General features: G+C 54.2%; 21 protein-coding genes. All 21 read right to left on the bottom strand.

Annotation, left to right across the window (positions count from 1 at the left end; translation table 11 throughout):
* Window positions 1-8: 8 nt before the first annotated feature.
* The 21 genes from WFK85_RS05050 to wzb all read right to left on the bottom strand — a co-directional run bounded on the left by WFK85_RS05050 (window position 9) and on the right by wzb (window position 24,052).
* On the bottom strand, window positions 9-1,025 hold the full coding sequence (locus WFK85_RS05050) for a glycosyltransferase (protein WP_336707499.1): 1,017 nt from the start codon (window positions 1,023-1,025) through the stop codon (window positions 9-11).
* 379 nt (window positions 1,026-1,404) lie between these two features.
* Window positions 1,405-2,304, bottom strand: a complete 900-nt coding sequence (galF, locus tag WFK85_RS05045) for a UTP--glucose-1-phosphate uridylyltransferase GalF (protein ID WP_166991277.1) — start codon at window positions 2,302-2,304, stop codon at window positions 1,405-1,407.
* A gap of 174 nt (window positions 2,305-2,478) precedes the next feature.
* Window positions 2,479-3,903, bottom strand: coding sequence for a colanic acid biosynthesis protein WcaM (gene wcaM / locus WFK85_RS05040; RefSeq protein ID WP_336707498.1), 1,425 nt, complete (start codon window positions 3,901-3,903; stop codon window positions 2,479-2,481).
* Window positions 3,904-3,929: 26 nt separating this feature from the next.
* Complete coding sequence (wcaL, locus tag WFK85_RS05035; protein WP_336707496.1) at window positions 3,930-5,150, bottom strand: colanic acid biosynthesis glycosyltransferase WcaL; 1,221 nt, start codon at window positions 5,148-5,150, stop codon at window positions 3,930-3,932.
* Entirely contained in the window at window positions 5,147-6,427 is a 1,281-nt protein-coding gene (wcaK, locus tag WFK85_RS05030; RefSeq protein WP_336707494.1) for a colanic acid biosynthesis pyruvyl transferase WcaK, read from the bottom strand. The genes wcaL and wcaK overlap by 4 nt, the downstream gene beginning before the upstream one ends.
* A 56-nt stretch (window positions 6,428-6,483) precedes the next feature.
* A complete protein-coding gene (locus WFK85_RS05025) occupies window positions 6,484-7,962 on the bottom strand; it encodes an MOP flippase family protein (RefSeq protein WP_336707492.1) in 1,479 nt (492 codons plus the stop codon).
* Window positions 7,963-7,974: 12 nt separating this feature from the next.
* Window positions 7,975-9,369 carry an undecaprenyl-phosphate glucose phosphotransferase gene (gene wcaJ / locus WFK85_RS05020; RefSeq protein ID WP_166991262.1) on the bottom strand — a complete coding sequence of 465 codons (1,395 nt, stop codon included), beginning with the start codon at window positions 9,367-9,369 and terminating at the stop codon, window positions 7,975-7,977.
* A 195-nt stretch (window positions 9,370-9,564) separates the two neighbouring features.
* Complete coding sequence (cpsG, locus tag WFK85_RS05015; RefSeq protein ID WP_336707490.1) at window positions 9,565-10,935, bottom strand: phosphomannomutase CpsG; 1,371 nt, start codon at window positions 10,933-10,935, stop codon at window positions 9,565-9,567.
* A gap of 74 nt (window positions 10,936-11,009) precedes the next feature.
* Window positions 11,010-12,452, bottom strand: coding sequence for a mannose-1-phosphate guanyltransferase (gene cpsB, locus WFK85_RS05010; protein WP_336707488.1), 1,443 nt, complete (start codon window positions 12,450-12,452; stop codon window positions 11,010-11,012).
* A gap of 17 nt (window positions 12,453-12,469) precedes the next feature.
* On the bottom strand, window positions 12,470-13,690 hold the full coding sequence (wcaI, locus tag WFK85_RS05005) for a colanic acid biosynthesis fucosyltransferase WcaI (RefSeq protein ID WP_336707487.1): 1,221 nt from the start codon (window positions 13,688-13,690) through the stop codon (window positions 12,470-12,472).
* Entirely contained in the window at window positions 13,687-14,166 is a 480-nt protein-coding gene (locus WFK85_RS05000) for a GDP-mannose mannosyl hydrolase (protein ID WP_039295183.1), read from the bottom strand. The genes wcaI and WFK85_RS05000 overlap by 4 nt, the downstream gene beginning before the upstream one ends.
* 2 nt (window positions 14,167-14,168) lie before the next feature.
* The gene (fcl, locus tag WFK85_RS04995; protein ID WP_166991250.1) at window positions 14,169-15,134 is read right to left on the bottom strand and encodes a GDP-L-fucose synthase; all 966 of its coding nucleotides are present in this window, start codon (window positions 15,132-15,134) and stop codon (window positions 14,169-14,171) included.
* Between the two features lie 2 nt (window positions 15,135-15,136).
* On the bottom strand, window positions 15,137-16,258 hold the full coding sequence (gmd, locus tag WFK85_RS04990) for a GDP-mannose 4,6-dehydratase (protein WP_336707484.1): 1,122 nt from the start codon (window positions 16,256-16,258) through the stop codon (window positions 15,137-15,139).
* A gap of 102 nt (window positions 16,259-16,360) precedes the next feature.
* Window positions 16,361-16,900: a colanic acid biosynthesis acetyltransferase WcaF gene (gene wcaF / locus WFK85_RS04985; protein ID WP_336707482.1), complete on the bottom strand. Its 540-nt coding sequence runs from the start codon at window positions 16,898-16,900 to the stop codon at window positions 16,361-16,363.
* 17 nt (window positions 16,901-16,917) lie between these two features.
* Entirely contained in the window at window positions 16,918-17,670 is a 753-nt protein-coding gene (wcaE, locus tag WFK85_RS04980) for a colanic acid biosynthesis glycosyltransferase WcaE (RefSeq protein WP_336707481.1), read from the bottom strand.
* On the bottom strand, window positions 17,670-18,902 hold the full coding sequence (wcaD, locus tag WFK85_RS04975; protein ID WP_336707480.1) for a colanic acid polymerase WcaD: 1,233 nt from the start codon (window positions 18,900-18,902) through the stop codon (window positions 17,670-17,672). The genes wcaE and wcaD overlap by 1 nt, the downstream gene beginning before the upstream one ends.
* Window positions 18,877-20,094 carry a glycosyltransferase gene (locus tag WFK85_RS04970; protein WP_166872535.1) on the bottom strand — a complete coding sequence of 406 codons (1,218 nt, stop codon included), beginning with the start codon at window positions 20,092-20,094 and terminating at the stop codon, window positions 18,877-18,879. The genes wcaD and WFK85_RS04970 overlap by 26 nt, the downstream gene beginning before the upstream one ends.
* A complete protein-coding gene (gene wcaB / locus WFK85_RS04965; protein ID WP_166991234.1) occupies window positions 20,091-20,576 on the bottom strand; it encodes a colanic acid biosynthesis acetyltransferase WcaB in 486 nt (161 codons plus the stop codon). Before wcaB ends, WFK85_RS04970 begins: the two co-directional genes overlap by 4 nt.
* Window positions 20,577-20,578: 2 nt before the next feature.
* Complete coding sequence (gene wcaA, locus WFK85_RS04960) at window positions 20,579-21,427, bottom strand: colanic acid biosynthesis glycosyltransferase WcaA (protein ID WP_008455089.1); 849 nt, start codon at window positions 21,425-21,427, stop codon at window positions 20,579-20,581.
* Between the two features lie 10 nt (window positions 21,428-21,437).
* On the bottom strand, window positions 21,438-23,606 hold the full coding sequence (gene wzc, locus WFK85_RS04955) for a tyrosine-protein kinase Wzc (RefSeq protein ID WP_166991231.1): 2,169 nt from the start codon (window positions 23,604-23,606) through the stop codon (window positions 21,438-21,440).
* Window positions 23,607-23,608: 2 nt separating this feature from the next.
* Entirely contained in the window at window positions 23,609-24,052 is a 444-nt protein-coding gene (wzb, locus tag WFK85_RS04950) for a low molecular weight protein-tyrosine-phosphatase Wzb (protein ID WP_166991228.1), read from the bottom strand.
* Window positions 24,053-24,058: the final 6 nt, after the last annotated feature.

Here is a 24,058-nt window from a genome sequence, read left to right as displayed (position 1 = left end):
GTTTATGACTAAGACAAAATAAATTGCTTGTATGCATCTTTATAACTATTGAATTCAAATTTTTCTTTATCCTGCTGTGCATTAACAAGATAAAGTTCATAATTATTTAGTATCTCCAGTAATTTTTCTTCTATATCTTTTTCATTATTAGATACTAATAATCCATTTTTTTTTATAACTTCATAGCAACCACCAACATCGCTTAGAAGCAAAGGTAAACCTGCGGTGTGTGCTTCTAATGCAGACATCGGGAGGCCTTCACTATCTGAAATAAGTGCAAAAACATCATACTCAGAATAATTACTGAAGTTTTTAACCTCACCTAAAAATTTGATGTTATTAAATTTCTCGTATTTTGCTGCTAACGCAGCCAGCCGATCGCCGGCACCCGCCACATCTAATTTAATATCCGGGTGTTTCGCAACAACCGACAGCAGAAGGTCGGGACGTTTTGGATGCGTTAGTCTTCCAACAAAGATTATTTTCTTTTCGTTGCTCTGTTTAATTCTGCTTTGCATTTTTGGCACAGAGTTGGTTAGATTAATTATCTTATTTTCATTAATACCAATTATATCCCTGGCCTTATCAGAGTCACTTTTTGAGACACACCAAACAGCGTCAGTTAAAACAGAAAGATACTTCTCAATCTTAATAAAGAGTGACTTTAATGTCCCACCATTATAGATACATGACCATCCATGAGATACATAAATGCATTTAAATCTGACAAACAGCTTTGCCATCCGACTGAAAATCCCGGCATTAGCTGAGCTTGCTATCATTACAGATATTTTTTCTTTTCTAATATATTTCAATAACCGAATATAACCTAAAAAGCTAAAGTGTTTTTTCAATTCAGGTAAAATAAAAACTTTATCGAAGTTCCCTTGCTCCGTTAACCATCCATGCTCTGATGTTATCAAATGAATTGAGGCATCATTTTTAATTAACTTCATCATCTCATTGGTCCAGCTTTGAGCTCCACCTATTTCAGATTTTGTAACAATAAACGCAATATTATTCATATATGATATAAGCTTCGGCAATTAGATGATATGACACAAACTCATGAGGAATGTCGAGAATGGTTGAATAAGCTTTTGATAAGAACACGCTACCGCCCCTGGCTCAACAGCTACCAGTGCACTGCAAACATGGGAGATCTCGTACCTTCCGGTACTGCGTATCAGAAATCGCCACGATTCTATATTTCACACAGCGATTCTCAAGGAAAAATTTTGGTCTATACAGAACAACCAAAAAATGATAACCCTATGAAAATCTTAAACTTCATTGTTTATTTATAAAGCAAAACGGCGGCTCAACGTTCAAAGCCTGCCTAAGACTGAACGCCATGCCACCGTTTACCCCGCTCTCCTCCATGACAGCGACTTAAAACAGAACTTATGCCTTAGCTAGCAGCTTCTGAATGCTTTCTCGAAACTTCTGGCCTTCCTTGTGGTTGCGCAGCCCGTACTGGACGAACGCCTGCATATAGCCCATTTTCTTACCACAGTCGTAGCTCTCGCCGGTCATCTGCATCACTTCAACCGGCTGAGTTTCATTCAATACCGCGATGGCATCCGTGAGCTGAATACGTCCCCATGCACCCGGTTCTGTTTTTTCCAGCAACGGCCAAATATCAGCCGAAAGGACATAACGTCCAACGGCTGCAAGATCGGAGTCCAGCGTTTGCGGCTGGTCAGGTTTTTCAACAAACTCGACCATACGGCTCACCTGCCCTTCATTCTGCAGCGGTTCTTTCGTGGTGATCACAGAATACGCCGCCAGATCTTCATTTGGCATGTGCTTAGCAAGAACCTGAGTTCGCCCCGTTTCATTGAAGCGAGCCACCATTGCAGCCAGGTTATAGCGCAGCGGGTCGGCAGTAGCACCATCAAGCACAACATCCGGCAGTACCACAACAAAAGGATTGTTACCCACGATAGGCTGCGCGCAAAGTATAGAGTGCCCCAGCCCAAGCGGTTGGGCCTGACGAACGTTCATGATGGTGACGCCTGGCGGGCAAATAGACTGGACTTCGGCCAGCAGCTGACGCTTAACGCGCTGCTCAAGCAGGGCTTCCAGCTCGTATGAGGTGTCGAAGTGGTTTTCAACAGCATTCTTGGAAGAGTGGGTTACCAGCACGATTTCTTTGATACCAGCGGCAACAATTTCGTCGACAATGTACTGGATCATCGGCTTATCAACGATAGGCAGCATCTCTTTAGGAATCGCCTTAGTGGCAGGCAGCATATGCATGCCCAAACCGGCTACCGGGATAACTGCTTTTAAATTAGTCATTCTTAGTCCCACCTCTAAATGGTTGGAAGATTATAGTCTTTTCGTGCTCTGATGCCAGCATGAATTTATTAAACGAATGATTCATGCTAGCGCCATAGAAGTGTCAACGAAATATGTCAATGCCGCTATTTCAGCCTTCGTTGACTCAGAATTGTCGTAAAAGGGGTTGCATTATTATTTACTTACTTTTGAGAGCGCAAAATTAAGATTCTCACCGTTGACGTGCAGCTGATCGATCCGGTCTATGTCTACCGAGCTTTGCCCCCTTTCATTTACTGCGTGAATATTCGCCAGCGAAAGCAGCGTGCCGTCTTTGGCCATGAACTTGCCGCGCACATCCTTGCGGAGGTCGAAGTTCAGCTTCAGGGCTGGTCCTGCCGTAGAAAGCTGCATTACGTTGATATTTCGCATGAAAAGGTGCTGAGGTTTGTTATGAAACTCAAGCGAGGCGCGCTTGAGTGTGATGTTATTCAGTGCCACAAAGGAGGTTGCGTTCCCGGATGAGATCTGAATGCCGCGCAGAGGGCTACTCAGTTCGCTATTATCGAGTTTAATATCGCTTAACTTAAAGTTTTGCGGAATAGACAGGTAATTTCCCTTAATGACGCCATAACCAATCAGCATCCCGGCGCTGTTAACCATATCCACATCGTCAATGACAAAGTTATCGCAGCCATATATTGCCACGGTTGCGTTATCAATCCCTGCCGTGCGGCTAAAGCTCGGATTAATATTGCGCGCCTTTACGTTACGTATAAGGAAATGCTTCCCATTCTCAATATGGACTAATTGCCGGCAGTTGCTGCCGGTAATGTTGGCCACAACGAAGTTTTTTACCGCCTGATCTTCGGGATAATTATTGTCATATGTGCTGCCCGCCAGCCCAATACCTATTCCCCAGTTAATCTTTCCATTAGTACAGTTAATGTTGTCAATAACGTGGTCGGAAATCAGCAGGTCGTGGTCGTTGATCGCCACATTCCACTCAATGGCATCCCCTTGCAGATGGCTGAAGTGGCCGTTGGTGATACGCACATTCTCCATCCGGTTGTGAAACCCCTGCCGCAGGATGGCGTAGTTGGCATCATGTACCGTGATGTTGTCGATAGTCAGATTGCGCATAGTCCGGTTATCTTTCCCGCCAATGTAAATCTGCGCCACATTGACAAACCCGCTCATATCTATGCCCTTGATCGTACAGTCGGATCCCCTCACATCCAGCGTGATGTTGTTAAATCGCCCTTTTCCCTCCCCGACTATCTGGCAGCTATCCTGCAGTACAAATCGCCCTTTGCCATTCCCTTTCAGCCCACCAGCCACATGAAGCGTTTTCCCCTGCGGCATAAAAATGGCGGTATTCATGCTGTCACAGACAACGTCTGCCGGGACTTCAACCACATCCGCTGCGGCAAACGCCTTGTTAAACGCGGCGATCCAATCGGCCTGGTAGAAATCTTTGATGTTTACCTGTGTTCCCCGGCCAATGGCGTTTACCGTGCCGGGAATAAGGGATGTCGCCGCTAACGCAGAGCCTGCGGCGAGCAGTTTGCGGCGAGACGCAGAGAAAGGAAGATGCTTCAGTGAATTGCTTTTCGACATAAGTCCTCAGCATAAGATTCGGTGATTTATAGCGTCTGAAGCTGACGGGCAAGCTGCTGGTAGATAACCTGCTGATTGAACTGGCCGGCGACTTTCTCTCTTGCCCGAGCCAGTATTAACTGCAGGTCACTTTCTGGCACAGAAGCCGCAACCTGTAGCTTATCGGCGAGCGCAAAAGCATCCTTTTCCGGCACCAGCCAGCCCGACTCATCGGCGTCGATAAGCTCAGGAATACCGCTATGAACGGTAGACACGACCGGAATGCCAACGGCCATCGCCTCCATCAGCGCCACGGGGATGCCTTCCATATCCCCGTCTTCGCCGGTCACCGAAGGAAGCAAGAACAGATCGGCCTGGTCCAGCATCGCCTTCACTTCATGGCTGGGCTTAAAACCGGGCATAAAGACCACGTCCTCCAGCTGCAATTGCTCAATCAGCGTCTTCAGACGACGCTCCCAGGGGCCAATGCCTAAAATGTTGTAGCGAAATGCCACGCCGCGCGCCTTCAGCAGGCGACAGGCTTCAATGGCAAAATGTAACCCTTTTTTTTCCGTCAGCCGCGCCACCGAGATAATCTCCAGCGTCGCCCCCGGCGTTTTCATGGGTCTTAAAGAAAACTTGTCCATATCCACGCCCATCCTTGAGACCGCAATTTTGCTCTCCGGGCAGCCCATGTTTTTCAGGCGGCTGGCCCAGAGATTGCTGATGGGTAGCATTAAGTCCCCGCGCTCAAACAGCTGCCTGTATTCCGGCGTATAGTGAGCCAGCGCATCCCGGTGCGAGATATCAATCCCGTGAAACACGGTGGCAATTTTGCCGTTGAGCACGCCAAGCTCCTTCAGCTTGGCGGCCGTAACGCCCGCCGGGCCAAAGTGAGCAATAAAAACGTCGGCCTCAAGCGGCTGTTTCTGCCGGCCACAAATCGAGGACAGGATCAGATTGCGAGCTTCATCGCCATAGCGCGTGCGGTTAAGCGCTCGCCATGTGCTGCCTCGCAAAGTCCCCCGCAGCGTATTCCACGCCCGGTTTTTCAGCTTCGCGACTTTACCTTCTGGCTCGTCGAGCAGCCAGACGGTTTTTTCCGAAAGCCCATAGCTTTTAAACGCCGCGTGGGTATTGGTCATGTCGCCCTTTTGCAGGGCAACAATCTCAACCTCGTGGCCCATGTCGATAAAAGCGGTTATCTGATTCAGCACAAAAGTTTCCGACGCCAGGGGAAACTTCAGCAGGAAGAAACCGACCTTCATTTCTCCTCCTTAACTCGCTCAAGCACCGAGCGCACCATGTTCATGCCGTTAGCACGCTCAGCGCTCACTGCCGCCGTAAGACGTTGGTTAATCGCGGGCAATTGCCCCAAAACATCCGCCACTACGCCCTGCAAAGAGCCGTCCAGCAACTGGCGAATATCAATAGCCATTTCTGGCATCCCCAGTTGCTGCATGATGCCCGCAGATTTGTGCTCGTAGTTGATGGCGATAGCCGGCGTGCCGAAGTTCATCGAAATAATGGCCGAGTGGAGACGCGTGCCCACCGTGAGCTCGCAGGCAGCAAAAATTTTGCCCATTTCCAGGTCGTTCAGCTCGTCCATCACGACGTGGTAGTCATCGGGTTGGGTGATGTACTGGCGGATATTGAGCGCCACCATGCGGTCGTCTTTGTTATAGCTGTCGATGCCGGTGCAGGTGGAAAGCGCCAGGACCTGATAGCCCTGTTCAATCGTGCGATTTACCACTTCGGCAAAGGCCTTCTCGTAGGCTTCCTGGGTGGTGCCGAGGCGTTTATCAAACGGCGCCAGTTCGCGGAGCGTAATCGCCACGGTTCTCTTTCTCTCGACCACGCCCAGCCAGTGCTTAACCGCATAACCCGGCACAAAATCCTCTTCATGCTGCGCCACCAGCCACGCCGTATCGACGCCCTGTTCCACCTTGCTGGTGTCGATTTGACTTTGCTTCATCAACGCCAGACTTACGGTTTCGCGCAGAATCAGGGATTTAGCGTGCCCAAAGACGTAGTTCGCCAGTTGGTTAAACTGCGGCTCCTGGAACGGGCCCACGCTGTGGCCAACCATATAAACCGGCTTGCGGGCCATGAAGCTGCACAGCGCGTGCTCAAACTGCGTGACGCCATAAAGATCGACAAAGAAAGAGCCGCCCACCTGAATAATCGCGTCGTATTCCTGCAGCGATTTCACAAAATCAATAAACCCCTGTGGGATGGCGATGTTACGCAGCCGCCCGGTGTTGCTTGCTTTCGCTACCAGCACATGGTGCTGATATTTACGGCGCAGGACTTTTTTGACCCGCCCGACCAGCCCGGCGGCGTTGTTATACCGCTTCATCTGCTTGTAGAGCCCGTCACCCAGCACCGGGCGCCCCAGCAGCCAGGCAGAACTGACCGGGTAGCGGCTCATCACATCCACATGAATGCTGTCATCAAGCGTCGTGATGGCGTCAATCAACCCGCGCAAAATGGCGCTATCACCACGGTTGCCGCAAGTATGGTTGCCAAGAATAAGTAATTTCATATCGACCTCTAACTTTATGACAAAGGGGAAAATGTGGTTTCCCCTCTTTGTTGTTCTTAGCCAGCGCGGAGCAGCGCTTTCAGGCGTTCGCTGCGACAAAACTGCCGCTTCAGTTCAACGATCAGCGCATTGCGGGACAAAATAATCATCACGATAAACGCTGCAGCTCCCGCGACGACCTGTGCCGCCAGCAACATCGCTAGAGGCAAATGCCCGGTCAGCGCGATGCCTAGCCCGGCGCTGACAATCAGCGTTGGGAGTGAGAGATAAAAAGGCAGCCAGATGCTGAGGATGTATTCCCGATAGCTGGAGCCCAGCACGGGTTTAATCATGATGAAATAGCTGAGCACGGTGTTCACAACCTGAACCAGCAGGAAACCGAGCGTCACGCCGAGCGCGCCGCCGAGCCGGCCGCCGACAATAATCGCCGGAATAAACAGGCAGGTTTTAAACACGTTGAATTTGAAGCTGATGTCCACGCGCGCTTTGGCCATCAGCAGCGAACCGATGGGATTCCCGATGGAACGCAGCAGGCCAACAACGCACAACAGTTGCAGGATGGGCGTGATGAACTGCCACTTGTCCCCAAACACCAGCGGGACGAAGTTATTGGAGACCACCATCAGCCCCAGCAGCGCCGGGAAATTAATGATGCCCACAATCGACAGCAGCTTGTAAAAATTCACCCGGAGCTTCGCCGTGTCGTCCTGAATTTTGGCAAACGCCGGAAACAGCACGCGCGTGATGATCGGGTTGAGCTTCATCGGCGGCACGACGGCCACGTTATAAGCCAGGTTATAGCCGCCGGCGACCCCAGCCCCGAGAATACGCGCCAGTACCAGCGTGGAAAGGTTGGTATTGACGTAGTTGATCACGCTGTCGGCGGTCAGCCAGGCGCCAAACTTCAGGTTGGAATTCACTGACTTCAGGGAGAAGTGGAAGCCAGGGCGGTAAATCTTGCGGCCAAAGAAGCCAAACAGTGAGGTACGAACGACGGTATTCACCAGGTAACCGATGATTGCCGTGATGGCAAACGGGTAGTACATCGCCGCCGTCACGGTGACGCTGAACCCCACCAGCACGGACACAGTCTCAATCGAGCCGATTTTTGAAAACTCCAGCTCCTTTTGCATCAGGGCGCGAAACTGCTGCCCGTGAGGGATGACAATAAAAGCAAAGGCCAGCGTTTTAATCAGCGGCGACAGGTCCGGGTTATGCAGCACGCCGGCAATCACATCGCTCAGTAAAAACACCGCGATGCACACCAGCACGCCCAGCCCGACATTCAGCCAGTAGAGCGTGGTCAACTCCAGCTGGCTTATCTCTTTGCGCTGAATAATCGAGTTGGCGATACCAAAATCAGACAGCGTATCGGCCAGGGCGATGATCACCAGCGACACCGTCAGCAGGCCAAACTGGTGGTTATCAATAGTTCTGGCCAGAATCGTCATCTGCGCCAGCCCTAAACCAATAATGATCACCGTTGCAATCGCGGACCACTTCGCCCCGCTGATGGTTTTTTCTCTCAGGCTCATGTTGGATTCCGGTCAGTATGCCGCTTTGTGAACAAAGCCTTTGAAAACGGTCAGGAAGACAATCTTGATGTCGAACCACAGGCTCCACTCGCGAATGTATTCCAGGTCGAACTCCACGCGCTTTTCCATCTTGTCGAGCGTATCCGTTTCCCCGCGCCAGCCGTTAATTTGCGCCCAGCCGGTAATGCCCGGTTTGACCTTGTGGCGCAGCATGTAGCCTTCTATTAACGCGCGATATTGCTCGTTATGGGCCACGGCATGGGGACGAGGGCCGACGATGGACATACCGCCCAGCAGCACGTTGATAAACTGCGGCAGTTCGTCGAGGGAGGTGCGGCGCAGAAAGCTGCCTACCGGCGTGATGCGCGAATCCCCTTTCGTGGCCTGCACAACCACCGCGTCGTTTTCCATCACCTTCATAGAGCGGAATTTCCACACTTTGATTGGCTTGCCGTCCATGCCGTAGCGCGTCTGGCGGAAAATAACCGGCCCGGGCGAAGTCAGCTTCACCGCCAGGCTAATGCAAAGCAGAACAGGGGAAATGAGCAGCAGGATAAAAGAGGAGAGCACGATATCTTCCAGCCGTTTGAGTACGCTGTTAAAGCCACTCAAAGGCGTTTCAAACAGGGGCACAACCGGCACGCCGTTGACCTCTTCGGTGCGGGCATTAAGGATATTAAAGGTGAAAACATCGGGGATCAGCAGTACCGAACAGGTGGTATCCGCCAGCTCACTCACCAGCTTTTTAATGCGCGACTCGTGGCTCATTTCCATCGCAATATAGACTTTATCAATTTGGCCGCTGCGGGCGTCCGCCACCAGCGTATTGAAGTTGCCAATATAGCTAACCAGGGCACCTGCAGGCGGCTCATCGTCATACACGCCAAGCACGTTGAAGCCGAGCCACGGTTCATTCTTGAAGCTCTGCGCCAGCATCTGTCCGACCGGCAAAGAGCCCGCAATGGCAACGCGTCGCGTATTAAAACCTTTATTACGCAGCCAGCCTGCGGCAAAACGGATCCATGACCGGCAGATAACCATCCCCACACCGGCCAAGGCATACCAGGCCAGATAAACCCAGAAAGAGCCATCAAAATCGCTGTTAAACGCCAGCAGCCCGGCGCTGAAAACCACGCTCAGCGTCCAGTTTTGCAGCAACAGGAATAGCTCGCTGGACATTTTCACCCCGCGCCATGAACGGTAAAAATCCGTCATCCCACCGATCATCTGGAACACAACGAGGGTTAATAAAGCCATCAGCAAATGCATATAGAGAAAAGGCAAAGCGTTAGCCTTGCAAACCATCCATAGCCCGGCAAACATGATGCTGATGTCAGAAAAACGTTGCACCATAGAGATCAACGATGCGTTGGTTTTTGGCAGCTCGCGCTTTTTTAGATTTGTCATCGTTTTACCTTTGAAAGTTGTCGCATCGGTGTTTTCCCCCTCACCCCAGCCCTCTCCCCACGGTGGAGAGGGAGAAAAGCTGGCACCTGACTATTCCCTCTCCACTGGAGAGTGCGAGAAAAGCTGGCGCTTGATATTCCCTCTCCCTTCCAGGGAGAGGGTCAGGGTGAGGGTTAAACACCTCAATACGGCAGATTATTGGTTCAGCAGAGCCATAATTTCCTGCGTTCGCGCCTGCATCAGCGCCTCGTTTCCGCGGGACTCCACGTTCAGGCGCACCACAGGCTCGGTGTTAGAGCTGCGCAGGTTGAAGCGCCAGTCGCCAAACGCCATGCTGATGCCGTCCGTGTGGTCAATCTCTGCCGCGTGCGGGCCGAAATGCGCGCGTACACGTTCAATCGCCTCTGCCGGCGCTTCCAGCTTGCTGTTAATTTCACCGCTGGCCGGCCACGCAGCCATGCGATCCTCGACCAGCTCGCCCAGCGTTTTGCCCTTCAGGCACAGCAATTCGGTCACCAGCAGCCACGGGATCATCCCGCTGTCGCAATAGGCAAAATCGCGGAAATAGTGATGGGCGCTCATCTCCCCGCCGTAAATGGCATCCTCTTCACGCATCCGCTCTTTGATAAACGCATGCCCGGTTTTCGACATCACCGGCTGGCCACCCGCACGCTCGACGATATCGACCGTGTTCCAGGACAGCCGCGGGTCGTGAATGATTTTTGCCCCGGGCTGTTTCTCAAGAAACGCCGCCGCCAGCAGGCCCACGATGTAGTACCCCTCGATAAACTGCCCTTTCTCGTCGAACAGGAAGCAGCGGTCAAAGTCCCCGTCAAACGCGATGCCCATATCCGCCCCGTGCGCAATCACCGCGTCGCGCGTATCGGCGCGGCACTCCGGCAACAGCGGGTTAGGAATACCGTTCGGGAAATTGCCGTCCGGCGTGTTGTGCACCTTCACAAACGTCAGCGGGACATTAAGTGCCTTAAAGCGGGCTTCGATGGCGTCCACAATCGGGCCGGCCGCGCCGTTACCGGAGTTCACCACCAGCTTCAGCGGCTTGATGTGGCTGACGTTGATGTACGAGAAAAGATGGTCGAGATAAGCGTCTACCACCGACACTTTCTGATAGCTGCCGCGCGCCGCCTCATCCACCGGCGGGAAGTCGTTGGCTTCCGCCAGGCGCTGTACGTCCCGCAGGCCGGTGTCACCGCTGATAGGGCGAGCTCCCTGGCGCACCAGCTTCATGCCGTTGTAGTCCATCGGGTTGTGGCTGGCGGTCACTTCGATGCCGCCGTCCACGACCAGATGCCAGGTGGCAAAGTAAATCTCTTCGGTACCGGACAGGCCAATATCCAGCACGTCCACGCCCGCATCCTGCAGGCCACGCGCCAGCGCCTGCTTCAGCGATTCGCTGGTCAGACGCACGTCGCCGCCCAGCACGATAGTTTTTGGCTTCAGGTACTCACCGTAGGCGCGGCCAATGCGCCAGGCGATGTCTTCATTTAGCTCGTCGCCCAGGCGGCCGCGGATGTCGTAGGCTTTAAAACAGGTCAGTTGCTGCATGATTTCGCTCCTTCGGGCAACAGTTACCCAACCCACGGGTCTTTGGCCCGTGGAGCTTGTTTTTTAGTCAGGGATTAAATACGTCCGTAGCGATCCTGGAAGCGGACGATGTCGTCTTCTTCCAGATAGGTACCGGAGCGGACCTCAATCAGGTCGAGGGGAATTTTGCCGGGGTTTTCCAGGCAGTGGGTCATGCCGAGCGGAATGTAGATAGACTCGTTTTCACCCAGCAGCTTAATCTCATCCCCCAGAGTGACTTTGGCGGTGCCCGCCACCACAATCCAGTGTTCGGCGCGGTGGTGGTGCATTTGCAGCGAGAGCCCTTCGCCAGGCTTAACGGTGATGCGCTTCACCTGGTAACGCTCCCCGGCGTCGATGGAGTCGTATTTCCCCCACGGGCGGTAAACTTCCCGGTGGTTATGGTGCTCGTGGCGGCCATCACCTTTGATGCGCTCCACCACTTTCTTCACGTTCTGTACGTGGTCACGGTCGGCAATCAGCACCGCATCTTTGGTTTGCACCACGACCAGGTCTTTCACCCCCACGGTAGTGACCAGGCCGGATTCGGCATAGATGTAGCTGTTTTCGGTTTCGTGACTGATGACATCGCCGTGATGTACGTTCCCTTCCGGACTCTTGGCGCTGATTTCCCACAGCGAGGACCACGAGCCCACATCGCTCCAGCCGGCGTCCATAGGCACCACCACCGCATCGGCGGTTTTTTCCATTACCGCATAGTCGATAGACTCATCCGGGCAGGCCAGGAACGCCTGCTCATCCACGCGAACGAAATCCAGATCCGGGTCAACGCCCGCCATGGCTTTTTCGCAGGCGGCCAGAATGTCGGGGCGGAACTTCGCCAGCTCTTCCAGATAGCGGCCCGCGCGGAACAGGAACATGCCGCTGTTCCAGTAGTATTCGCCGCAGGCGACATAGGCCTGGGCGGTGGAGAGATCGGGTTTTTCGACAAACTGCGCGACGCTAAACGCCAGGGCATCGGCGCCGTTTTCCGGCGTCGTCACTGCACCACGGCGAATATAGCCGTAGCCCGTTTCCGGCAGGTCGGGGACGATCCCGAAGGTCACCAGCTTGCCTGCTTCCGCATAAGGCATCGCGCAGCGCACCGCCTCGCGGAAAGCTTCTTCATTCTGGATGACGTGATCGGCGGCGAGAATCAGCATCAGCGGGTCCTGCTGCGGCTGGTTACGCAGCGCGGCCAGGGCGGCCAGCGCAATGGCTGGCGCGGTGTTGCGCCCGGCCGGTTCCAGCACGATATTTTCGGTCAGTTTACTTAGCTGGCGCAACTGCTCGGCGACAATAAAGCGGTGTTCCTCATTGCAAATCACCACCGGGCTTTCGCACTCTACCCCGTTCAGGCGATTAATGGTGGTTTGCAGCATGGTCAGATCCCCTTTCAGGCAGAGGAACTGCTTGGGGTACAGCACGCGGGACAGCGGCCAGAGACGGCTCCCGTTTCCGCCCGCCATGATCACCGGATAGAGTTGTGACTGACTCATCATTTATCCCCGTCTTTTTATGAAGAAATCGCAGCAATAAATTGGCTTAACACGTTCTCTTTTTCGAGCGTGCGTTCGGCATATTCACGTGCCATCGTGTTGTGTTGTGGCAGCTGCAGACAGCGTTCAATGCCCGCCGCCAGCGCATCGGCGGACTCAGGCATCACGCAAACCGCAATGCCCGGATACGCTTCGCAAAGCTGGCCCAGCTCTGTTTCAGGCTCGGCGGTAATCACCGCATTGCCGCCGACGGCCAGGATATTGGTGAGTTTTGACGGCAGGACGGCGTCCGCCGCTCCCCGGCGCTGGATAACCAGATGACAATCGGCCAGGCAGAGCAGCGCGGGCAGCGCGTCGTAAGACTGAAGCGGGTGGAACACCACGTTACTCAGCCCGTGAACGTGCACCAGTTTTTCGAGCCTCTCTTTACCGCCGCCCTGGCCCACAATCACGAACAGATACGGGCTCTCAGAGAAGCGGCCCGCCACTTCAATCACCGTTTCCAGCCCCTGTTTTTCGCCGATGTTGCCGGAGTAAAGAATGATTTTTTTATCTTCCGGCAGGTTGAGCGCCTGGCGCACGGCCTGGATTTGCGCCGGATCAACATCACGGAAACGCGCCACTTCCGACCAGTTAGGGAAAAAAATCACCCGCTGTGGATCGACGCCTTTCTCGGTAGCCTTGTTCATCATCGAGCGAGAAATGGTGGAGACGTTATCAACGTTGTGCAGCCCGCTTTTTTCAAAGAGCTGGGCCAGGCGAGCAATTTTTCCCGGTGTCTTTCCGGCCATACCGAGGCCGAGCATCGCGTCCACCTCGTAGTCCTGAATGTGCAGCAGCGTGCGCGCCCCGCTCAGTTTTGCCAGCAGGCGCATCCCCGGCACGCAAAACAGCGTCGGCACCACGCCAATGACCCGGTCTGGCTTCCAGCTGCGTTGCGCCAGAAGCGGAAAAAATGAACTCAGCGCGAAGCTGCCCAGGTGAATCAGGCGTTTGAGCGTCGAAGGCTGCTTCGGCACATACAGCGGGCAGCGCCAGACGGTCGCTTTCCCCGACTCTTTTTTGTATTTCCACGCCGAGTAGTCCGGGTGCACGCGCCAGACCGGATAATAAGGCGGCGCGGTGATCACCCGCACCTCATGGCCCCGGCTGGTCATCCACTCCACCATTTCACCGGTGTACTTGCCGATGCCGGTCAGCTCCGGGGAATAGTTAATGCCGTAGACCAGAATTTTCATAAGCCCGGTACCTTCCCTTTGCCCTGGGTGATGAAGTAAGCACGGCTGTTGTCGTGCACGTCTTCCCGCTTGAGCAGCGCTTCCGGCGTCAGCCAGCAGTACGCTTTGTGCTGCTCAGCAGGCAGGTTCAGCTGTTTGTCGTCCACCCGCAGGCGGAAACCCAGCACCACGTAATGGGTCGAGAAATCCTTCCCGGAGAAGTTATCGCCGTAGAAATGCTGCCAGACGCCGTAAAACTCCCCGTCCAGCAGAGTGAACGATTTGCCCAGCTCAGCCTCGGTGAGACGAATAAAAGCATTCGCCAGCGTTTCGTTCTTCAGCACCCTTCCCCCCGGCACAAACCAAAAGCCCTTCGCAGGGCGATTGGTCCGCAAACCCAGCAGGAATTCGCCCGCCTGGTTTTCGACGATAAGGTCGATGGAGATCAGCGGCGTGGCGCTCACTACGGTGGCAAAATCTTCCGCGCTCAAAAACATGCTTACCCCCGGAACCGCTGCTGATTTTCGAGGAACCACTGGTAAGTGCTGGCGAGGCCCGCCTCCAGGGAAATCTCGTGATACCAGCCGAGGCGATGCAGGCGGGATACATCCAGCAGCTTGCGCGGCGTGCCGTCAGGTTTGGTGGCGTCAAACACCACGCGCCCCCGGTAGCCGGTCACTTTGGCCAGCGTCTGCGCCAGTTCACGGATAGTGCAGTCCACGCCGGTGCCGACGTTAATGTGCGACAGCATCGGGTCGGTATTCTCCTGCCACACTTCCCGATCCAGCTCCATCACGTGAATGCTGGCTGCCGCCATGTCGTCGACGTGTAAGAACTCACGCATCGGCGTGCCGCTGCCCCATACCACCACGTCCGGGGCATTCTCCTGGGTGGCCTCATGGAAGCGGCGCAGCAGGGCCGGAATAACGTGAGAGTTGCTAGGGTGGAAGTTGTCGTTCGGCCCGTACAGATTGGTCGGCATCACCGAGCGGTAATCCCGCCCGTACTGGCGGTTGTAGGACTCGCACAGCTTGATCCCGGCAATCTTGGCAATCGCATACGGCTCGTTCGTGGCTTCAAGCGTGCCCTGCAGCAGCTCGCTTTCGGCCATCGGCTGCTTCGCCATCTTCGGGTAAATACAGGATGAGCCGAGGAACAACAGTTTGTTCACGCCGTGCGTGTGCGCGGCATGAATAATGTTGCTTTCGATCATCATGTTCTCGTAGATAAACTCTGCCGGGAACGTGTTATTGGCGACGATACCGCCCACTTTTGCCGCCGCCAGGTAAACCTGGTCGATTTTCTCGCTGGCGAAGAAGGCATTAACGTCCCCAGCGTCCAGCAGATTCAGCTCATCGCGCCCGCGCAGCACCAGCTCAACGTCATCGCGCTGCCCGAGCTGGCGGACGATGGCCGAGCCGACCATCCCACGGTGACCGGCAACAAAGATACGTTTTTTATTCATGCTCAGGACTCCAGCGCGATGGCGACCTCATAACCATGGGACTTCAGCAGAGAGTGTTTCTTCGCCGCTTCAAGGTCTTTGGCTACCATTTCACCAACCATCTCCTGCAGGGTAATTTCCGGCTTCCAGCCCAGCGTTTCGTGCGCTTTGGTTGGGTCGCCCAGCAGGGTTTCCACTTCCGCAGGACGGAAGTAACGCGGATCAACGGAGACGATAACGTCGCCTGGTTTCACGCCCGGCGCGTCGTGACCCGTGACGGAAACCACAATGCCTTTCTCTTCCACGCCCTGACCCTCAAAGCGCAGTTTGATGCCGAGCTGAGCCGCCGCCATTTCTACGAACTGACGCACGGAGTACTGCACGCCGGTGGCGATCACGAAGTCTTCCGGTTTTTCCTGCTGCAGCATCATCCACTGCATTTTCACGTAGTCTTTGGCGTGGCCCCAGTCGCGCAGGGAATCCATGTTGCCGAGGTACAGGCACTTCTCCAGGCCCTGAGCGATGTTGGCAATCGCGCGGGTAATTTTGCGAGTGACGAAGGTTTCGCCGCGACGCGGAGATTCGTGGTTGAACAGAATGCCGTTACAGGCATACATGCCGTAGGATTCACGGTAGTTGACGGTGATCCAGTAGGCGTAAAGCTTGGCGACTGCGTAGGGGGAACGTGGGTAGAAAGGCGTGGTTTCTTTCTGTGGGCTCTCCTGCACCAGGCCGTACAGCTCTGAAGTGGATGCCTGGTAGAAGCGCGTTTTCTTTTCGAGGCCGAGGAAGCGAATGGCTTCCAGCAGGCGCAGGGTGCCCATCGCATCCACGTCCGCGGTGTATTCCGGTGACTCAAAAGAAACCGCGACATGGCTCATCGCGCCCAGGTTGTAGACTTCATCCGGCTGCACTTCGGACAAAATACGGGTCAGGTTGGAGGTATCGGTCAGGTCGCCATAGTGCAGATGGAATTTTGGGTTACCCGCGTGTGGATCCTGATAAATGTGGTCCACGCGTTCGGTATTGAAAGAAGAGGCGCGGCGCTTGATACCGTGGACTTCATAGCCTTTTTCCAGCAGGAATTCCGCCAGGTAAGAGCCGTCTTGTCCGGTGACACCCGTAATGAGAGCTACTTTAGTCATGATAATTTATCCTCTGTGAACATTTTTATTGGCCCTTACCCCTCACTCCCTGTCTCTCCGCAGGGGAGATAAACAGTCACAAACACAGCAAGGGTGAAAGCATTACGCGCGGTCGCGTATTTTTACTGCCGGGTTTCCCCGGCAAACGGCATTCGCCGGTAATGATTTATAAACGCTGCTCCGGGCTCCCACGACACAGCCATCGCCTATCGTGACGCCCGGGGAAACAAATACATCCGTTGCCAGCCAGCATTTTTCGCCGATAACAATCGGTGACTGGGTAATATCGAAATGCTGACTCATATAATCGTGACTGCCGGTGCACAAATAACATTTTTGCGACACCACGGAATTTGCGCCGATGCTAATTTCACCGAGGGTATAGAGCACGGCATCATCGCCAACCCAGGCATAATCTCCGAGCGTTAACTTCCATGGGTAGGTAATTTTCACCGAGGGGCGAACAACAACCTTCTTGCCTACCTTCGCCCCAAAAACACGTAATAAAAAGGCACGCCACGGATATAAAACTTGCGGAGACCAGGCAAATAAAGTGGCCTGAACCGCCCACCACAACTGCACTTTAATGCCGCTCGCGCCGCGAAACCCCCTCGGTACACTGAAGCCGCTTAAATCCTGCATAATATTTCCTGTGAGCTTTAAGCTTTGTTATAAAGCGCTTTTGCTTTGCCGGTTGTTTTTAACCTGAGTCGGAAAGAGAGTTCGGCAACAAAGCCCGGCACGCGTAATATTTCTCGCTGAACATGTCTCGCATCACGGCACAATTCAATATTGTTAGAGGTAGACACGCCGCCCATTGAAAATTCAGACACCAGCCCTTTGATACGCTTAAAGGCATAGCCGTTTTTATACATTTTTGCCGCCAGCGCGTAATCGGATGAGACTTTATATTGCAGATCGTAGGGATATTTACGCAGTCCAGAGAGCGGGAAAAAGATAGCCTGATGGCTGGCCGGCAGGCTGTGGTAGATATACCAGCCCCGCTTGGCGCTGCGGCGAATTTTATTGCCGTCACCAAAATCCAGCAGCGCGTCACCAATCACCATCGCGTCATCGCGCTCGCCTAAGGCTGCCAGTTGATAAATCACCTCGGCAATCTCAGGGTGGAAAGCATCGCCGGAGTTCAGAAAGAGCGCATAGCGCCCCTGCGCCATGGCGATGCCTTTGTTCATCGCGTCGTAAATGCCGCTGTCTTTCTCACTGACAAAGCGCAGGTTGTACTGGCCCTGCAGGCCAGCAAGAAACTCAGCCGTGCCGTCTGGAGAGTTGCCGTCCACCACAATCCATTCGAACTCGATGCCTTTGGCCTGTGCCAGGTGCGCCAGCGATTGCCAGGTCTTCACGACCCCGGCATGGTTACGCCATGCCACTGTAATAACAGTTAATAACATTATTGCGCACCTCCTGGCAGCGAATGCTTAATTGCTTTACGCAAAATAAATGGGCAAACAATTAAAAATGCATATTCCGGGCTAAAAATAGAACCGGTAAAAAACAAAGATACAGGCATAAACAACCAAAGCTGAACACGATAATTCTCATTATTGCCAAAGGCATTGCGCATCATTTTCATGACTCGCCACATATAGCAAGCGGTCATTAATACTGCAAACCATGAGAAATAAATAATCAGCAGATACAGTCCATTGTCCACGGTTTTCCCTACATCCGCACCGTTAAATATTCCGAATGATGCGACATATTCATAGAGAGAACCAAACCGTACTACGCCATCAACATTTGCCAGAGAGTAACCAACCATCGCCAATGGACCAATAATACGATAATACGATGACGACCCTTCAGTTCCCAAATCGCCAACACGGGTTGCGATATAAGGGAAAGCGAATACCAAACCGATTAAAAAAACAGCCAGTGAAATAATTGCCAATGGCAACTTCTTTTTAATGGCGCTTTTATTAAGGTATTGAAACGCCCACTCCAGCAGATAAAACAAAATAAACGTCATTACCCCGGAGAAAGATCCTGACAGGATTATCCCTAAAAGAATCATAACATCAGTTTTCGGCGTTTTGATACCAAACTGTTTGATGCTGAGCCAAATTGAGATTAATGCCAGGGCGAAGAAAGCGGGCTCGAAATAGAGCGCCGTAGTACGCCGCCCACCAAAGCTAATAAAGTTGAGCACGTAACTGTTGCTGTAGATGAGAAATTTTGAAATTTTCTCAATCAGGCTACTGCCGCCGGTCAGAATAATCTGAGCCATTTCCGCCGCCGCCAGCGCCACAATAATGCCCACCACGGCATAGAAAAACCGTAATATCTTGCGGTGATTACGCTGAGAAATAGTTTTGAATCGGCAGCTCCATGTCATGCCCAATATCAGCACAATATAGACAAACAGCATCATCGAGGTGACATACTTGGCCGGGTCGAGCGACTGGCCAAAAATGTAGTTAAACGCCGTCAGTCCCGCCCCCACACCCAACGCAATCATCAATTTTTTAAGGTTGATGCGCTCGATATACAGAAACAAAATCGCCGGCAGGAAGGTCACGATGGTTATCGGGAAGCTCTCCCCCAGCGAGGCGAGCTTAATGTTCACCACCAGATAGATGAACGGCAGCAGCAGATAGCTACAGACCCTGATAGAACGAGACATATTCCTCCAGCATCTGCTTGCCACTATAGGCCGTGCGGCTGGCTGCACGGAAGGTCGCTAAATCAGTCGCGAAAACCTGCTCTGCCAGCTGCGTTTTTTTAAGCTGCACCAGCGCCAGAACGTGTTCCGGTGTGAAGGTTTTGCCCCCCACTTTACGCAGAACTTCATCCGCGGCCTCGCTGCTCGTCGCCACCACCGGCACGCCGATAGACAGCGCCTCGCACAGGATCAGCGGATAGTTATCCACACGGGAACTGAACACCAGGCTGTCCATCGTGTTCAGCTCGCTCATCAGCGCGCGCTTGTCGGTCATATAGCCGTGGTTCACCACGTTAGCGCCTTCAAACGGCGAGAACTTGCCGAAGGTATGCAGCTCAATTTTGTCGCCCAGCGCCATCATTGCCTGTACCAGTTTCTGGTTGGTTTTGCCGTCATAGCGCAGATCGTGGGCCACAATAGCCACGCGGGGCTTCACCGTCGCGACACCGCTTTCAGGCAGCTCCGCCAGAATCGCCTCGGTGGCGACGTCGATACCGTTATTGATGATGCTGCAGCGCCCGGCACCATAGAGCTGATTAAAAGCTTCGGCGACGTGCTGGCTGGGGGAGATAAACTTGCAGCCCAGCGCCAGCATCTCGCGAAACAGCTGGCGCTTGCCCGCCACCTGCTGGTGCGCCTTATCCACTTTGACCGGCGGATAGTTGTTCAGCGTCGGGCATTTAACACAGCCGGTTTTCCAGCCTTCGCAGCCGTCCAGAAAGGCGCAGCGCCCGGTAATGCTCCAGTGATCGTGCAGCGTCCAGACGAAGGTAACATCCGGCTTGTGCGCCTTCACCCGCTGGCAAAACGACACCATTTCGTCCAGGTTCAGCCAATAGCTGTGCACCACATGGAAGTGCAGCACAACCGGCTGTGGGCTGCGAGTGACCCGACGGTAAAGCTTATTCAGATTGCCGAATGGATCGCGGTTCAGAAAACGGAACAGCGCGATATTGGCAACCGACACCAGGCGAGGCGTGTGTTTCTCAACGTCGGGATAAATGTCGTGGCTGGCGCTTTTCTTGCCGCCTTTGCCATAGCCGTAGATAAAACGTGAGGACAGCCCGGCCAGACGTGCACGCTGGTGCAGATCGAGCGCCACCCCCGCCGCACCGCCTTCGGCCAGGCGGACATTAAATTGCATGATGTTCATTGGATCACCTTCACCCGAGCTTTTTCACCGACCACCAGCGCATTGTCCGGCACGCTGTCCAGCACCACGCTGCCCGCGCCTACCGTCACGTTATTGCCGAGGGTGATATCGCCCACAATGATTACGTTGGCGCCCAGCTCAACGCCGTTGCCAATCACCGGGCAGGCGAGACTGTTCCCCCGGTTACCAATGGTGACGCCGTGGCGGATGGTGAAATCATCCCCGACGACGACGAACTTATTGATAACCACCGCATAGCCGTGATGAATAGTGAACCGGCGGCCAATGGTGGCGCCCGCCTGAATTTCATAGCCAAACAGGCATTCGGTAATGAATCGGTAGGCCAGCAGCACGGGCGCAGCCCAAAGGTTGTTGATAACGTTTTTCTTGCGCCACACCGAGCAAAAGTGGGCTACGCGATAGGCCAGCACCATGCAGCACGGGCGCAGGCTCCAGCTATTGGCACGAATATCCTCCAGCACGCTTACCTCCCCCGCAGACTATCGGCCAGGCGCTTGCCGTTGCGCACCGTCAGCAGAGCTAACAGGGTACGCCACGACATGCGCTTATTGCGGATTTGGTAGAGCGTATACAGCTGATATTTCTTGCTGGCCCGGTCGAACTTGGCTTTGTGCTTGCGGTAAAAGTGGAAATAACCGGCAAATTTCTTGGGGGATTTGGTTATCTGCATTTCGCCGTGATTAACGTGCAGAATTTGGGTCGCCTCTTCCACCTTCCACGGCTGGCCGAACGCCACCACCATGCGCAGGAAGATATCGTAATCCTGCGCCGCCTTCAGCTCGGTATCAAACAGGCTGCTTTTAAAGCGTTCGGCGTAGGTAAAGACCTGATTGCCGATGATATTGCGCTTGTAGAACAGCTTCAGGGAATACGGCGACTTCGGGTACAGCGGCAGGCTGGTCGGCTGCGAGTAGACCTGCCCTTCACACAAATAGTCGTTGGCATATAAAAACGCGTGGGTGACCAACTGATTCTGGTGGGACAGAAACACCGACAGCCGGTTCGGCGTCCATTCGTCATCATCATCAATGCCGGTGATAAAGCGCCCTTGCGCCAGCCCAATGGCCTGGTTACGTACCGCACAGGCACCGCTGTTCATGTCGTTGTGAATGTAACGCACCCGAGGATCGCCGAGATCTGCAACAAACTGCTCCAGCTGCTGGAAGCTGGCGGAGCAGTCATCGACGATGATCATTTCCCAGTGGTCATAATCCTGCCGCAGCACCGAGTTGATGGCGCGAATGGCCAACTGCTGGCGGTTCCACGTCGGCATATATATAGAGATAAGCGGGCGAGTTGCGCTGCTGTTCATGGCTATCACCTTATTTAGCATCCGACTTATATTCGTATTCGTAATACCCGTAATCCTGGTAGCCCGTGGCCCGGCGGAAAATCGAGTTAAGGATCACGCCGCGCACGGCAATGCCGTTCTGCTCAAAGCGGCTCAGGCTGGTTTCCACTTCTTTCAGCGTGTTCACCGCGTAGCGAGCCACCATCAGCGTGGTGCCCGCATGGCGCCCCACAATTGCCGCATCGGTGACGGCCAGAATCGGCGGCGTATCTATCAGCACCAGGTCATAATTTTCACTGGCCCACTTCACCAACTGAGAGAAGCGCTCGTTCATCAACAGCTCGGACGGGTTAGCCGGGACCTGCCCACGTGGGATAAGGTCAAAGTTCGGCACGGAGGTTTTCTGCGCGCAGCGGGTAATATCCCCCTGCCCTGACAGCACATCGGACAGCCCGTTGACGTTGGTGGTCCCCAGCAGTTCGTGGGTATAGCCTTTGCGCATGTCGCAGTCCATCAGCAGCACGCGCTTGTTGGTCTGGCTGATCACCGCCGCGAGGTTGGCGCACACAAAGGTTTTACCGATAGACGGGCTAACGCCGGTGAGCATCAGGACGTTGTTGGGGGCCTGCATCATGGCGAAATGCAGGCTGGTGCGCAGGCTGCGAATGGCTTCAATGGCCAGGTCGGTCGGGTTACCCACTGCCAGCAACTGGCTCTGTTTGAAGCGCTTAGTGCCTTTGACGTTGCGCAGGTTGGCCTGGTCGCGGGTTTTCTGCCATTCGGAGAGCGGAATGCTCGCATACACGCTGAGCCCCGCCTCTTCCAGCACGGTCGGGCTTTCAATGCCGCCGTTAAACAGCGAGCGCAGCAGCACCCCGATCACAGACACAATCAGGCCCAGAATGATGCTGCCCAGCACCACCAGCACGCGCTGAGGTTTAACCATGCCAGGCTGCGTAATCGCCGGGTCGACGATGCGCACATCACCCACCGTACTGGCTTCGGTGATTTTCAGCTCTTGCTGCTTGTTCAACAGCTGCATATAAACCTGCTGCCCGGACTCCACATCGCGGGTCAGGCGAACAATTTCCTGCTGGGTTTTGGGCATCGCGGCGATGCTGTTGGTCAGGCGAGCTTTCTGATCTTCCAGCGTTCGGCGCTGCTCCAGCAACGTGCGGTAGGACGGGTGGGCTTTGGTGTACAGCTTGGAGATTTCAGCTTCTTTGAAGGTCAGCTGATTCAGCTGAGCGTCGATGTTGACCACGGAATCCAGCAGCGATTTCGCCTCCAGAGAAAGATCCACCGAATCCTGGCGCTGACGATAGGCATTCAGTTTGTTCTCTGCGGCATCCAGATTGCGACGCACTTCAGGCAACTGCTCGGCCAGGAACTTCAGGCTTTTGGCGGCCTCTTCAGATTTACGCTGCACGTTCTGCGCCAGGTAGTTGCGGGTGATACTGTCGAGAATGGTGCGGATCTGATCTTTATCCTCCCCGGTGTAGGACAAACTAAGCACGCCGGTATCTTTGCCGTTTTCAGTCACCGTCAGGTTGCCCAGCAGCTGGTTGATCATCCCCAGCGTGGAATACTTCACCACCGTGAAATTGTCACCAGGCTGCGCCTGGATACCCTCCACCTGCATCGTGACGCCCGATTTACTCAGCAGCTTGCCCACTTCCCCTTTGGCGCTAAAGCCATTGTCGCTGGTCAGCTGATACTGTTTATCGCTCAGCACTTCCACGGTAAAGGTGTCTTTGTTCATCGCTGCCGGCAGCGTAAACGTGGTGACATTCACCGTGTCGTTCTGGTGCCCCTGCAGGCGGTCCCAGCCGGCGCCGAACAGCCAGAAGGTATTCTTAGTCACCGAGATGTCCAGATTCAGGTCATCAACGGTTTTCCCCAGCACCATGCGGGACTGGATCAGCTGAATTTCTGCGGCAGACGCCGGTGGCTTATTGCTGAGCGCGGAGCTGATGTCGTTCACCAGCGTGTTACCGGCATTTTGTTCGATTTGCACCAGCGCGTCGGCCTTGTAGACCGGCGTGGCAAACAGGGCATAAACCGCGGCCAGCACGGCAAACAGCCCCGTAATGCCGATCACCCACCAGCGAGCCTCCAGCACGGTGCCAAACAAACGGCCAATATCAATTTCGTCATTGCCCTCGGTCGGGGCGCTCGAACGGCGTACTTTCTCTGTCATTGTTATCCCTGATGAGCGTTGAGTGCGTTAGCCCACTTTTGGGCAGAAAGGTCGAGCATGCTGTAGACCGCTTCGAAGGCGTCACGGCTTTTACGATAGGGGTCAGGAATTTCTCTGCCGGCATCCCAGTGGCCAAACAGCATCACTTTGCCGCGCATTTCGGGTGCCATTTCGCACAGCGTGGTGATGTGGCGTTTTTCCATCGCCAGAATCAGATCGTGCTCCCGGCATAGACGCCCCGAAACCTGGCGGGCTAAATGCCCCTCAAGCGAAAGGTTGTGCCGCCCGGCAACCTCAACAGCACCGGCGTCAGCGCCCTTGCCGACCAGCGCCCCCAGCCCGGCTGAGCTGACGCTAAGCTCCGGGTGGTAACGTTTGAGCAGCCGTTCAGCCATGGGGGAACGGCAGATGTTCCCCACGCAAACCACAAGTATTTTGTTGAACATAGCGCG

This window comes from Cedecea sp. VD22, from assembly GCF_037150195.1.
Lineage (GTDB): Bacteria > Pseudomonadota > Gammaproteobacteria > Enterobacterales > Enterobacteriaceae > Cedecea.
This window is presented reverse-complemented; position numbering and strand designations above follow the sequence as displayed.